This window comes from Shewanella sp. QJM3NY_23, assembly GCF_056173105.1.
On the sequence record NZ_CM149657.1, the window covers coordinates 3,587,112 to 3,600,006 of the forward strand.

Sequence of the window (12,895 nt, forward strand, 5' to 3'; positions counted from 1 at the left end):
TACTGTAATAAATAACCGGGCATTATAACGACCTCAACCATAGCGTCAAAAGCTTCATCGTCGGCCTATCGTGACAGTGATAACACCATCACGACTTCACCTGTTCAAATAACAAATTGGCATCGGCCAGTTGGCGACTAATTGCCCCAATATTGCCAGCCCCTTGGGTCAGTAACAGATCGCCATCTTGTAACACACCAGGTAAAATCGCTTCTAACTGCTGTGGATCGGCGACAAAAATAGGATCAAGTTGCCCGCGTTGGCGAATTGAGCGACACAATGCACGGCTATCGGCACCTGGCACTGGCGCTTCCCCTGCACTATACACATCGAGTAACAGCAAACAGTCGACCTGGGCTAATACATCAACAAAGTCATCATACAAATCTCGGGTACGGCTGTAACGATGAGGCTGATACAACATCACTAAACGCTTATCTGGCCAGCCAGAGCGCGCCGCCTTAATGGTTGCCGCGACTTCACTGGGGTGATGACCATAATCATCGACCAACATGACGCTACCCGTTTGAGTGTTAAATTCACCCAACTGCTGAAAACGACGACCAATACCCTGAAACTCTGCCAAGGCTTTTACAATCGCCTCATCTTCAATTTCATCTTCGGTTGCTACGGCAATCGCCGCCAACGCATTAAGCACATTGTGTTGCCCTGGCAAATTAACGCTTAAGTCCAGATCGGCCATCGCTTCACGGCGCACGGTAAAACTGCAACGATAACCTTGCTGCACAAAATTGAGCGCCTGCACATCGGCATCTTCGCTAAAACCGTAAGTCACCACCTTGCGACTGATACGGGGCAATAACTCTCTTACTACAGGATCGTCAATACAGGCCACCGCAACCCCGTAAAAAGGCAGGTTGTGCAAAAAGTCGATAAAGGTCGATTTGAGTTTCTCAAAATCACCGCCATAGGTGTCCATGTGATCGGCTTCGATATTGGTTATCACACTCACCATAGGTTGCAGGTGCAAGAAGCTGGCATCACTCTCGTCCGCTTCGGCTATCAAATAACGGCTCTTACCTAAACGTGCATTGGTGCCCGCACTATTAAGCAAACCGCCAATGACGAAGGTCGGATCGCGCTCTGCCTGACCATAAATACTGGCAATTAAACTGGTGGTAGTGGTTTTACCATGTGTGCCCGCAACGGCAATGCCGTGACGATAGCGCATCAATTCAGCCAGCATCTCTGCCCGGCGAACAATGGGAATGCGCAGATCTTTGGCCGCCAATATTTCAGGGTTGGTGGCATCAATCGCGGTGGAAACCACAACCACATCGGCGCCTTGCACCTGTGCAGCCTTATGGCCGATATACACAGTTGCCCCTAAACGACGTAAACGGGTGGTCACCGCATTATCGGCGATATCCGATCCGCTTAAACGGTAGCCCTCATTGAGCAACACTTCGGCAATACCGCCCATCCCCGCACCACCGATGCCAACAAAATAGATCTGTTTAACCCGGCGCATCTCAGGAATAATGCTTCTTAAGGGGGCGTATTTTTCTTCGGTTTTACTCATCTGAATCCTTATTGGCCAGCGCGGTGCACACGGCCGCCACTCGCTCTGTTGCATCTAACACTGCGACACTTCTCGCCAATTCGCCCATCTCTCTCAGGGCGTTGCGATCACCAGCTAGCATCTGCAGTTTACTGATCAATTTGTCACTATCTAATACGGTTTGCGGCAATAAAAAAGCGCCGCCCGCCTCGACTAATACTTGGGCATTTTTAGTTTGATGATCGTCTACCGCGTGTGGATAAGGCACCAAAATACTAGGTAAGCCTACCGCCGCCACTTCTGACACGGTCAGCGCGCCAGCACGGCATAACACCACATCAGCCCAGCGATACGCCGCTTCCATATCATCAATAAACTCGGCCACCTTAACACTGCCCGACTGGCCACGTTGTAAATAGTCATTTTCAACGCTGGGCAAATTACCTTTACCCACCTGATGCCACACAGTGATCGAATGATGCTTGCTCACCTCAGCCATCACCGCTGGCATTAAATCGTTAAATACTTTGGCACCCAAACTGCCACCCACCACTAACACACGCAAGGCGTCGTCTGTGCTCACCGTCCGGCGCCGACCTAAGTTAATCAGCTCGCGGCGTATGGGGTTGCCCACCACTTCGGCGCCACTCTCGAAGGTATTATTGAAGGCACATAGCACGCGGCTGGCGATACGCGACAACAGTTTATTAGTCATGCCAGGGATCGCATTTTGCTCATGCAACACCAGCGGAATACCGCTTAGCCTTGCGGCTATGCCACCTGGGCCACTGGCAAAACCGCCCATGCCTAATACCACATCAGGCTTAAATTCGTTAATTACCTCACGGGCTTGCATAATTGAGCGCACAATTTTAAACGGCGCCGCCAACTTACGCAGCACACCATTACCACGCACCCCCTTGATATCGATAAAGTCGATATCAAAGCCATGCTGAGGCACAAGGCGCGCCTCCATCCGCTCTGCGGTGCCCAACCAACGCACCTGCCAGCCTCGTTTGGCTAAATGCTTGGCCACCGCTAACGCCGGGAATACATGCCCTCCCGTGCCGCCAGCCATGATCAAAATACGTTTTTGTAAGACCATTATTTCACCTTGCCTTGCACTGCCTGTATCAGGCTTAATCGCCGTTCATGGTCAATTCTAATTAATATCATCGCGGCCGCGGTCATCACCCAAAGGCTACTGCCGCCATAGCTAATAAAAGGCAGAGTTAACCCTTTTGTCGGCAACATGCCAATGCTAGCCCCCACATTGACCACGGTTTGAAAGCAAAACCAGATGCCAATTGAATAGGCTAAATAGCCTTCAAAAGCCCTGTCTCTGAGTAAGCATAAATTGCCCAGCTTAATCGCCCGAAGCGCCACAAATAATAAAGCCGACAACACAAAAATGATGCCAACAAAACCCAACTCTTCCCCAATCACCGCAAAAATAAAGTCGGTATGAGCCTCGGGGAGGTATTCCAATTTTTGGATACTGTTACCTAACCCTTGACCAAACCAGTCGCCACGACCATAAGCCATTAACGATTGCGTCAATTGGTAGCCGCTACCAAAAGGGTCCTGCCAGGGATCCCTAAACGAAGTGACTCGTGCCATCCGATAAGGCTCTAACATCACCAAGACAACAAATGCCACCGCACCGGTTAAGATCAACGCAAAGAAGTCGAGCAATCTCGCCCCGGCTAAAAACAATAACCCGACCGTGCCCACAAACAGCACCACCACAGTACCTAAGTCCGGTTGCAATAAGATCAAGAAGGCATAAAGCGCAAATACTGCGATCGGCTTATAGAAGCCTTTAGCGTTCTCACGCACCTCTTGATGTCGCCTGACCAAATACCCAGCCATGTAGATCGCAAAGGCAAACTTAGCGAGCTCAGCCACCTGAATGCGCACCGGCCCAACGGCTAACCAGCGTGTGGCACCATTAACCGTGGTACCGATAAGGGGCACCAAGACCAACATAATGCCAACCAACAGCAATAATATCGGACTAAACTGTTGCCAACGGTACATCTCAACTCGCAATACCGCGGCGGCGATAATCACACACCCGCAGATATAGGCGACATGACGCCACACAAAATGAAATGGATTACCGGTTAATGTCTGTGCCTCTGGCATAGAAGCCGACATCACCATAATAAAACCGAAACAAATTAAACCGATAATGGCAAACAGTAACGAGCGATCGTATAGCTGCATGCCCGGCGCATCACGCTGACTAAACAGATTAGGTAGCGACCAATGAAGGCCGCTTCCAAATAGGTTGAGTTGGCGCTCATGGCTACGCATGCCCAGCCTCGGTATCGAGCGCAATGACTTGCGCACGAAAATCATCGCCACGTTCCATAAAGTTACGATACATGTCGAGGCTAGCGCACGCCGGTGATAGCAGCACTATGTCGCCATCGTTCGCTAAGCGAGCCGCTTGCTCAACCGCTGCGGCCATAGAGTCGACCTTTATTGCGCCGTCAAACAATGCCGCAATATTATCGCCATCTTTGCCTAAGGTGATTAGCTGGCTGACGCCCTGCAGTGCATCTTTAAGCGGCGAAAAGTCTGCGCCTTTACCGTCACCACCTGCGATAAGAACTATCTCGCCTGCATGGCTAGCCAATCCTTGTAATGCCGCCAGGGTAGCGCCCACATTGGTCGCCTTAGAATCATTCACATACATCACGCCATGGTGTTTCGCGACTAACTCACAACGGTGAGCTAACCCGGTAAACTGCTGGGCCACTTGCACCATAGCGGCCTTAGGAATACCGGCACTGTCTGCCAGCGCCATCGCGGCTAACAAGTTAGCGTGGTTGTGGCTGCCGACAAGGGCAAGCTCGCTTACCGCCACATATTCTGTGGTGCCATGCACCAGCATGCCATGTTCAATGCCCCATTCATCACCTTTAGGTGCCGATAAACCAAAGCTTTGCAGGTTCATTGGCTCGCTTGGCATGGTTTGAGCGTCATCGCGATTCACAATCACCAATTTAGCCTGACCATATAGACTCAGCTTGGCCTGACGATACGCCTCTAAATCGGCGTAGCGATCCATATGATCTTCACTGATATTGAGACATGTTGCGCTAATACATTTAAGGCTGTGCGTGGTCTCTAATTGGAAACTAGACAGCTCCAGCACGTACAAGGCAGATTGCTGGTCAAGCAGATCTAAGACCGGCACACCAATATTGCCGCCCAGCACATAATCAAGCCCGGCACTCGCAGCCATATCTCCCACTAGTGTCGTGACGGTTGACTTGCCGTTTGAGCCGGTGATACCAATCACACAGGCAGGGCGATCGGCTATCGCACGAGCAAATAACTCCACATCACCGACCATATCAATCCCCATATCGATAGCAACCCTAATTTCCGGGGTATCGAGCGGGATGCCTGGGCTAATCACAATTTGGCTCGCTTGCACTAAATAGCGGCAATCAAATCCGCCGGTAAGTAACTCGACCTGCGGGAAATCATGACTCAGCGTTTCACGGCCAGGTGGGTGCTCGCGGCTGTCCATCACCAGCGGCGTGATCCCTTGCTTCGTTAAATAACGCACCACCGACAGCCCTGTGGCTCCCAGTCCTAACACTATGTGCGTATAACAACTCGTCATGAGTGTTTACCTTAACTTTAAGGTTGCTAAGCCTAGCAACACTAAAAACAGTGAAATAATCCAGAAACGAACGATAACCCGCGGTTCTGGCCAGCCTTTTAATTCATAGTGATGATGAATGGGTGCCATTCTAAAAATGCGTTGACCACGCAGCTTGTATGACCCCACCTGCAAGATGACCGACACGGTTTCCATCACAAATACGCCGCCCATTATCACCAGCAAAATCTCTTGGCGTACTAGCACAGCTATGGTTCCGAGCGCAGCGCCCAATGACAAAGAGCCTACATCGCCCATAAAGACTTGTGCAGGGTACGTGTTAAACCACAGGAAGCCCAACCCTGCGCCCACGATTGCGGTGCAGACTATCACTAACTCACCAGAACCTGGCAAATAGGGAATATGCAGATAGTTGGCAAATTGCACGTGCCCTGAAAGATAAGCAATCAGAGCAAACGCCGCCGCTACCATCACCGTTGGCATAATCGCCAAGCCATCGAGACCGTCGGTTAGGTTAACCGCATTACTTGACCCCACAATGGTGAAGTAAGCCAAGACGATAAAGAAGCCACCCAACTGCGGCATCACATCTTTAAAGAACGGTACCACCAACTGGGTTTCACCCACAGTTTGCGCCGAAGCGTATAAGTAAAAAGCGATAGCCAATGCCGCTAATGATTGCAGGATATACTTCCAGCGAGCAATCAAGCCCTTGGTATCTTTACGCACCACCTTACGGTAGTCATCAATAAAACCAATCAGACCAAAAGCCGCCAGTACAAACAACATCACCCACACATAACGGCTGCCCAGATCGCCCCACAGCAGCACACTAATGAACACGCCGGCTAAGATCAGCAATCCCCCCATAGTTGGGGTTCCGCGCTTACTAAAGTGTGATTCTGGGCCATCGTTACGCACCACTTGGCCAATTTGCAGTAACTGCAAACGCTCAATCATCTTAGGTCCCCACCACAGGCTAAATAGCATGGCAGTTAACAGACCAAGGATCGCCCTAAATGTCACATAAGAAAAAACGTTAAACCCTGAATAATACTGGGTTAAATACTCAGCCAGATAAACCAGCATTAACACAACTCCTTGCGCTCGAAGGCGGCAATTAGGGCCTCTACCACGCGCTCCATTTTGGCACTGCGAGAGCCTTTGACTAACACAGTCACATCTCCATCTAACTGGTTAAAATAATTAATTAAATCGACTACTAACTCATCTAAATGGGTAAAGTGTTGCCCCGAAAATGCGTCACTGCTGTTTCGGCTAAGCTCTCCGAGTGAGAACAAGGCATCGATCCCTTGCAACTTGGCCTTTTCGCCGAGCTGCCAATGTAAAAGGGACGCATTGTCACCTAATTCGCCTAAATCGCCCAGCACTAAACAGCGATTTCCGTTAATTTCTTGAAGCCAGTCAATTGCCGCCCCTACCGAGGCAGGATTTGCGTTGTAACTGTCATCAACTAACAACATTCGTCCAAGCTGTGTGGGCAACATACGGCCTTTCACTGGCATCAATTTGTGTAAGCCATCGACAATCTCATGCAGCGACAGCCCTAAGGCTAAACAACATGCGGTGGCTGCTAAGGCATTACTCACCTGATGGCGCCCCGACAACGGCAAACTCACCAGGTAACACTGCTGCTGATAGTGCAGGTTAAAGCGATAGCGTCCCACTACATCGGCCTGCAAATCGCAAGCGACGACATCGGCCCGCTTAGCAAGCTCTGCCTCGGCTTCAGTACTCTCTTGTATCGAAAAGGTCAGCTGTGCAATGCCTGCGGCCGCAGCATGCATCACATCGGCAAAAGCGTCATCGGCATTGATCACCGCAACGCCAGCTTTCGCCAGATGGTTGAAAATTTCAGACTTGGCCTTAGCCACACCTTCGAGTGAACCAAAGCCCTCTAGGTGCGCCGAGGCGACATTATTAACCAGAGCCACATCTGGTTGCACTAAAGATGAAGTGTAATTAATCTCGCCGATATGATTAGCGCCTAATTCGAACACGCCAAATTCATGTTGTGGCTCTAAACGCAGCAGGGTTAAGGGCACGCCAATCTCATTATTGAAGTTACCCGCGGTGTAAAGTACTTGATGCCGCTGGGATAAAATCGTTGCGACCATCTCCTTAACACTGGTCTTGCCATTAGAGCCGGTCAGCGCCAGCGACTTAGGCGCAACTTGTTGTTTTACAAAGGCACCTATTTGGCCCATCGCCAGCTGACTATTGCCTACGACCAACTGCGGTACGGGTAATGGCAACACGCGCTCGACTAACAAGGCCGCAGCTCCGTTATCAACCGCTGTGGCGGCAAAGTCATGACCGTCGAAACGCTCCCCTTTTAGGGCGACAAATAAGGTCTGCGCATCGACGGCGCGGCTATCGCTAGCCACTTTGCTTACAGTTAAGTCATCACCGACTAATCTGCCACCGAGTTGAGTGGCTAATTGCGTTAAGGTTAAGGGGATCATACGGCTCTCCCAGCAATCGCGGCCGCTAAGGCGCGTTCATCATAATCGATACGGTGCCCAGCTATCTCTTGATAAGCCTCATGGCCTTTACCTGCCAGTAAAATTAGATCGCCTGGAGCTGCATTGGCCACCACTTGCTCAATCGCTTGCTGGCGGTCAACATTTGTCAGCGCCATCTCAGGTTGAGCAAGTCCGGCGATAATATCGGCAATAATAGCTTCGGGAATTTCGCTACGGGCATTATCACTGGTGACCATTAGACGATCGGCATGCGCCTCGCCAGCTTGTGCCATCAATGGGCGTTTGCCTTTATCCCTATCGCCACCACAGCCAAACAAACACCACAGCTGCCCTTGGCAATGGCCTCTAAGCGCAGTTAATGCTTGGGCGAGTGCATCTGGCGTGTGGGCATAATCCACCACTAACGTCACGCCATTTTGGGTCGTAAAACGCTCCATGCGCCCAGCGACAGGTTGTAACCTTGCCACATGCTTAAGCAGCTCAGCCATGGAGTAACCACACAGATACAAAGCTCCTAATGCGGCGACCAAATTGGCCAGGTTAAATATGCCCAATAATGGGCTATCCACTTGGGCTTGTCCCTCTGGCCAAACTAATGTGGCACTGACGCCATTAGCATGTTGCTTTACCTCTGTGGTGTAAATGGCAGCACGAGGATGAGCTTTAACGCTGTAACCGACAAGGTGTTGGCCATGGCTATCATCGAGCCACTGCTCACCAACAGGATCGTCGATATTAAGTAGCCCATGAGACAAAGAGGCAAAACGAAATAACCGCTGCTTTGCAGCGCCATAGGCGTCCATCGTGCCGTGATAATCGAGGTGGTCGCGGCTTAAATTAGTAAATACCGCCACATCAAAGGGCACCGCATCGACACGGCCTTGTACCAGTCCATGACTCGATACTTCCATGGCACACACCTGCGCGCCTTGGCGATTAAATTCATGCAGCTGACGCATCACAGTAATAGGGTCGGCAGTGGTATTGCCGCTATCGACTAATTGCCCCCAAATCCCATTACCTAGGGTGCCCATAACCGCACTGCGACATGCCATGCTCTCACACAACTGGGCAATTAATTGGGTGACCGACGTTTTGCCGTTAGTGCCAGTCACGCCGATGATTTTACAACGCTCGACGCCCAAGTGATAAACTTGCGCCGATAAGGCTGACAACTGACGCGATAGCTGAAAGAAAAAAATCTGTAAGCCGCCTTCATGGCTCACTTGACCGTGCAGCTCTGGCGAGTCGGTATGCACAATGGCGGCATTCGCGCCTTTAGCAAAGGCGGCTGCAATATATTGCCGACCATCGACCTGGTGGCCAGGCACGGCAACGAAGACACAACCAGGCGAAATATCGCGGCTATCTAAACTTAAATGTGTCATTGCTTCGGGGCCCGCATAATGAAACCAGGGCGCCAGTACATCACGCAGTAACATTACTCACCTCTCCTAACATTACCGGCTAATCTCACTTTTTCTGGAGCACTAATAGGCTCAACATTCAACATCTGTAACGCCCCTGACATCACTTTGGCAAACACCGGAGCTGCAATATCACCGCCATAATAACGATCGCCTTTGGGTTCGTTGACCACGACGACAATCGCCAACTTAGGATTATGTACCGGAGCCACACCAGCGAATAACGCCACGTAGTCGTCACCATAGCCACCAGCTACCGCCTTACGTGCTGTGCCCGTTTTACCCGCAACCGGATAACCATCAATATGGGCTTTCTTGGCGGTGCCACCGGGCTCGGTCACCCCTATCAGCATCTGCATTACGTTTTCGGCCACCTCGGTCGATACCACGCGCTGCCCTTCAGGTGGCTGATTTAATTTAAGAATGGATGAAGGATACAAGATGCCACCACTGCCTAGCATGGCGTACATTCTGGCTATCTGCAGCGGCGTTACCGTTAAGGCATAACCAAAAGAGAGGGTCGCACGTTCAAAATCAGACCAGCGACGGCGATCATGAATGAGTCCGGCGCTTTCACCTGGAAGGTTAATGCCAGAGTAGCTGCCCAGCCCCATCGCTTGGTAATAGCCTAATAGCTCTTGCACCGGCATAGAGAGCGCAATTTGGGTCATGCCCACGTTGCTTGAATGCACCAATACATCGGCAAGGCTCATGTCACCGTAGTTGCGCCCATCACGCACAATTTTACCACCGATACGAATGCGTCCTGGGTGAGTCTTAAAAATCTGATTAACGTCAATGGTGCCCGCTTCCAATGCCGCCGCGACCACAAACGGCTTAATAGTTGAGCCCGGTTCATAGGCATCGGTGAGCGCGCGATTGCGCATGCGGTAACTCTGCAGATTATCCCTAGAGTTAGGGTTATAAGAGGGAGTATTCGCCATGGCTAATACTTCGCCCGTATGCACATCGAGCACCACAATCGAGGCTGACGTCGCTTGGTTGATTTCCGTAGTACGTTTGATCTCACGGTAGGCAAGCTGCTGAATGCGCTGATCGATACTGAGCACTAAATCATTAGAGTTTTCACCCATTTGCACCGTGTCTAACCGTTCAACCACATGACCATCGCGAGACTTACGTACCTGTTGCTTAGTCGGTGTACCCGTCAGCCAGTCGTTATAGGTATTTTCAATGCCTTCAATACCGATATCATCAATATTGGTCAGCCCCACCAGCTGCGCCGAAATTTCACTGGTGGGATAGTATCGCCGCGACTCGGCTTTTAAGTACACGCCGGGTAACTTAAGCTGCTTAATGTAATCGGCAACGGCGGGCGTGACTTGACGCTTAAGGTAGGTAAAGCGGCGCTTTGGGTTTGATTGCACCCGCGTAAGAATCTCGCTTTTAGGCTCGTGCAATACGTCGGCCAACGCTTGCCAGCGACGCATATCAGCAAAACCATCTTTGTCATGCACCACTTTAGGATCGGCATAAACCGCCTTAACGGGCACACTAACGGCAAGCATCTCGCCGTTGCGGTCGGTGATCAAGCCTCGGTGCACTTCGCGGCTTGTGGTACGTAGCGTGCGCATATCACTCTCGTGGCGCAGCTTTTCTGGCTCAATAATTTGAATATACGCCGCGCGTCCCACTAAGCTGGTAAACAACACACACACAAACGCCACTACGACGTATAGACGCCAGTGGATAAGTTGTGGTTTTTGCTTACGTTTCGCTTGCTTATTCACGGTATTCTTATCACCACTTCTTCGTTAGGCAAAGGCCTTATCATCTCTAACTCTTTGGTCGCAATACGAGTCACACGGCTGTGCTCAGATTGCGACTGCTCTTCTAACAGCAAATTACGCCACTCAATATCGAGGCGGTCGCGTTCTTGCAATAACTGCTCCCACTGACTCGTGTATTTGCGACTGGCATGGCTGGTGTACACCACCAACACGGCATTAGCTAACACGGCCACCGCGAGCAATAGCACCCACTTGTGATGCCATAAATCCAGTAACACGATGCGGGTCAAGTTGAGCTGTGTTTTACTCACTAGAATCCCTTATCTCAAAACCCATCGCGAGGTTAATAATCGAGTCGCTCAGCGATGCGTAACACCGAACTTCTTGCTCTGGCGTTGCGCTCAATCTCTTCAGCTGACGGCTTAATCGCCTTACCTATCGGCTTAAGTAATTTGGTTTTATTGATTTCAGCTTCAGTAATAGGTAAGCCATGAGGCACAGACTCTCCCTGACTGTGGCGACGAATAAAACGCTTTACCATACGATCTTCTAACGAATGAAAGCTGATGACCGATAAGCGCCCTTGTGGTGCAAGTACACTTAAAGCGCCTTCCAGCGCTTGATCTATCTGTTCTAACTCGCTGTTAATGTAAATACGGATCGCTTGAAACACTCGAGTTGCGGGATGCTTGTTACGCTCTTTACTCTTACTGATACGCGCGATCAAATCCGCTAACTCTTTGGTGCGTAAAAAGGGGGTTTTATCACGATCAGCGGCGATGCAACGGGCAATATGACGGGCGTTTTTCTCTTCGCCATAGGTTTTAAATACCCAAGCCATATCTTCAATTTCGGCGCGAGCTAGCCATTGTGCTGCGGTTTCGCCTTGTGAGTTGTCCATGCGCATATCTAGCGGACCATCGCGCAGAAAGCTAAAGCCACGTTCGGCATCATCAAGTTGTGGGGAGGAAACACCAAAATCAAATAAGATGCCGTCTATCTTACCTTTGAGATTAAGCTCGTTAACATATTGCGCTAACTGACCAAACCCACCATGCACGATAGAAAAACGTTTATCATCGGCAAACTGCTCCGCAGCAGCAATCGCCTGCGGATCGCGATCGATAGCGATGAGGCGGCCAGTTTCACCTAACTGCTTGAGCACTTCTCTAGAATGCCCACCACGCCCAAAGGTGCCATCAATATAGATACCACCTGGCTTAATGTTGAGTCCTGCTACCGTTTCGTTCAACAGTACTGATAAGTGCGCAAATTCTTGAGTCATCGCTCTCTTCTATCTATTAGGTTAATCTCTTTATTACAAAGAGAAGTCAGCCAAACGTTCGCTGTCTGCAAACGCTTCGCTTTGAATCATTTCACGGCTAAATTCGATCTGTTGCTGCCATTGCGCTTCATCCCACAGCTCAAATTTATTCAATTGGCCCACCAACATCGCACGCTTGTCTAAATTAGCGTACTGACGCAGAGGAGGGGGCAATAGCAGGCGACCATTGGTATCTAATTCACATTCGTGGGCATAGCCGAGTAACATGCGCTTCATCGAACGCTCGGTCTTTTGAGTGTCTGATAACTGCAATAACTTGGCTTCGATCTTCTTCCAAGCTTCTAGCGGATATAGCAATAAACAGGGGTCGTCAAAATCAACGGTGATAATCAACTGGCTATTAAATTCGACGTGCAGCGTCTCTCGGTATCGCTTTGGAATGGCGATCCGTCCTTTAGTATCAAGGTTTATAGCGCTCGCACCACGAAACACGTTAATTCATCCTTGTTAAAATTAAGAGATCCACAAATATCCACAATTTCCCACAGATGCTAAGTTTAGAGATACTATGCAAGTATTGTCAAGGAATGAAACTATTTATAAAGCCAGTATTCAAGCGGCTTAGCGGCATGTTTGTAAATATTTAATAACAGGGGTAATTCACGACAAAAAGCGAGAGTGAGGGATTAGGAACTTGTTGTTTAAGTACAAAATATCGCCACAAATAACCGAAATCAGCCATAATGTGGATCTGTCACCC

General features: G+C 50.1%; 11 protein-coding genes. All 11 read right to left on the bottom strand.

Features of this window, described 5'->3' with window-relative positions; genetic code table 11:
• Nucleotides 1–88: 88 nt before the first annotated feature.
• Genes murC through mraZ form a run of 11 tightly spaced genes read right to left on the bottom strand, consistent with a single transcriptional unit; the run spans nt 89 to nt 12,627 of the window.
• Entirely contained in the window at nt 89–1,543 is a 1,455-nt protein-coding gene (gene murC / locus AC0VXX_RS15855; protein WP_475515046.1) for a UDP-N-acetylmuramate--L-alanine ligase, read from the bottom strand.
• Entirely contained in the window at nt 1,536–2,627 is a 1,092-nt protein-coding gene (gene murG / locus AC0VXX_RS15860; RefSeq protein ID WP_475515047.1) for an undecaprenyldiphospho-muramoylpentapeptide beta-N-acetylglucosaminyltransferase, read from the bottom strand. Before murG ends, murC begins: the two co-directional genes overlap by 8 nt.
• The gene (ftsW, locus tag AC0VXX_RS15865) at nt 2,627–3,841 is read right to left on the bottom strand and encodes a cell division protein FtsW (RefSeq protein ID WP_475515048.1); all 1,215 of its coding nucleotides are present in this window, start codon (nt 3,839–3,841) and stop codon (nt 2,627–2,629) included. Before ftsW ends, murG begins: the two co-directional genes overlap by 1 nt.
• Entirely contained in the window at nt 3,834–5,165 is a 1,332-nt protein-coding gene (gene murD, locus AC0VXX_RS15870; RefSeq protein WP_475515049.1) for a UDP-N-acetylmuramoyl-L-alanine--D-glutamate ligase, read from the bottom strand. Before murD ends, ftsW begins: the two co-directional genes overlap by 8 nt.
• A gap of 6 nt (nt 5,166–5,171) precedes the next feature.
• On the bottom strand, nt 5,172–6,254 hold the full coding sequence (mraY, locus tag AC0VXX_RS15875; RefSeq protein ID WP_475515050.1) for a phospho-N-acetylmuramoyl-pentapeptide-transferase: 1,083 nt from the start codon (nt 6,252–6,254) through the stop codon (nt 5,172–5,174).
• Entirely contained in the window at nt 6,254–7,651 is a 1,398-nt protein-coding gene (locus AC0VXX_RS15880) for a UDP-N-acetylmuramoyl-tripeptide--D-alanyl-D-alanine ligase (protein WP_475515051.1), read from the bottom strand. The genes mraY and AC0VXX_RS15880 overlap by 1 nt, the downstream gene beginning before the upstream one ends.
• Nucleotides 7,648–9,114 carry a UDP-N-acetylmuramoyl-L-alanyl-D-glutamate--2,6-diaminopimelate ligase gene (murE, locus tag AC0VXX_RS15885; protein WP_475515052.1) on the bottom strand — a complete coding sequence of 489 codons (1,467 nt, stop codon included), beginning with the start codon at nt 9,112–9,114 and terminating at the stop codon, nt 7,648–7,650. Before murE ends, AC0VXX_RS15880 begins: the two co-directional genes overlap by 4 nt.
• Nucleotides 9,114–10,850 carry a peptidoglycan D,D-transpeptidase FtsI family protein gene (locus AC0VXX_RS15890; RefSeq protein ID WP_475515053.1) on the bottom strand — a complete coding sequence of 579 codons (1,737 nt, stop codon included), beginning with the start codon at nt 10,848–10,850 and terminating at the stop codon, nt 9,114–9,116. The genes murE and AC0VXX_RS15890 overlap by 1 nt, the downstream gene beginning before the upstream one ends.
• The gene (gene ftsL / locus AC0VXX_RS15895) at nt 10,847–11,161 is read right to left on the bottom strand and encodes a cell division protein FtsL (RefSeq protein ID WP_110457561.1); all 315 of its coding nucleotides are present in this window, start codon (nt 11,159–11,161) and stop codon (nt 10,847–10,849) included. Before ftsL ends, AC0VXX_RS15890 begins: the two co-directional genes overlap by 4 nt.
• Before the next feature lie 32 nt (nt 11,162–11,193).
• Complete coding sequence (gene rsmH, locus AC0VXX_RS15900) at nt 11,194–12,135, bottom strand: 16S rRNA (cytosine(1402)-N(4))-methyltransferase RsmH (RefSeq protein ID WP_475515054.1); 942 nt, start codon at nt 12,133–12,135, stop codon at nt 11,194–11,196.
• A 33-nt stretch (nt 12,136–12,168) separates the two neighbouring features.
• Entirely contained in the window at nt 12,169–12,627 is a 459-nt protein-coding gene (gene mraZ, locus AC0VXX_RS15905) for a division/cell wall cluster transcriptional repressor MraZ (RefSeq protein WP_475515055.1), read from the bottom strand.
• Nucleotides 12,628–12,895 lie beyond the last annotated feature (268 nt).

Coding starts and splice junctions, on each gene's coding strand:
- rsmH (WP_475515054.1), bottom strand. CDS start 12,135: ATGACTCAAGAATTTGCGCACTTATCAGTACTGTTGAACGAAACGGTA.
- murD (WP_475515049.1), bottom strand. CDS start 5,165: ATGACGAGTTGTTATACGCACATAGTGTTAGGACTGGGAGCCACAGGG.
- mraY (WP_475515050.1), bottom strand. CDS start 6,254: ATGCTGGTTTATCTGGCTGAGTATTTAACCCAGTATTATTCAGGGTTT.
- AC0VXX_RS15880 (WP_475515051.1), bottom strand. CDS start 7,651: ATGATCCCCTTAACCTTAACGCAATTAGCCACTCAACTCGGTGGCAGA.
- murE (WP_475515052.1), bottom strand. CDS start 9,114: ATGTTACTGCGTGATGTACTGGCGCCCTGGTTTCATTATGCGGGCCCC.
- murG (WP_475515047.1), bottom strand. CDS start 2,627: ATGGTCTTACAAAAACGTATTTTGATCATGGCTGGCGGCACGGGAGGG.
- murC (WP_475515046.1), bottom strand. CDS start 1,543: ATGAGTAAAACCGAAGAAAAATACGCCCCCTTAAGAAGCATTATTCCT.
- ftsW (WP_475515048.1), bottom strand. CDS start 3,841: ATGCGTAGCCATGAGCGCCAACTCAACCTATTTGGAAGCGGCCTTCAT.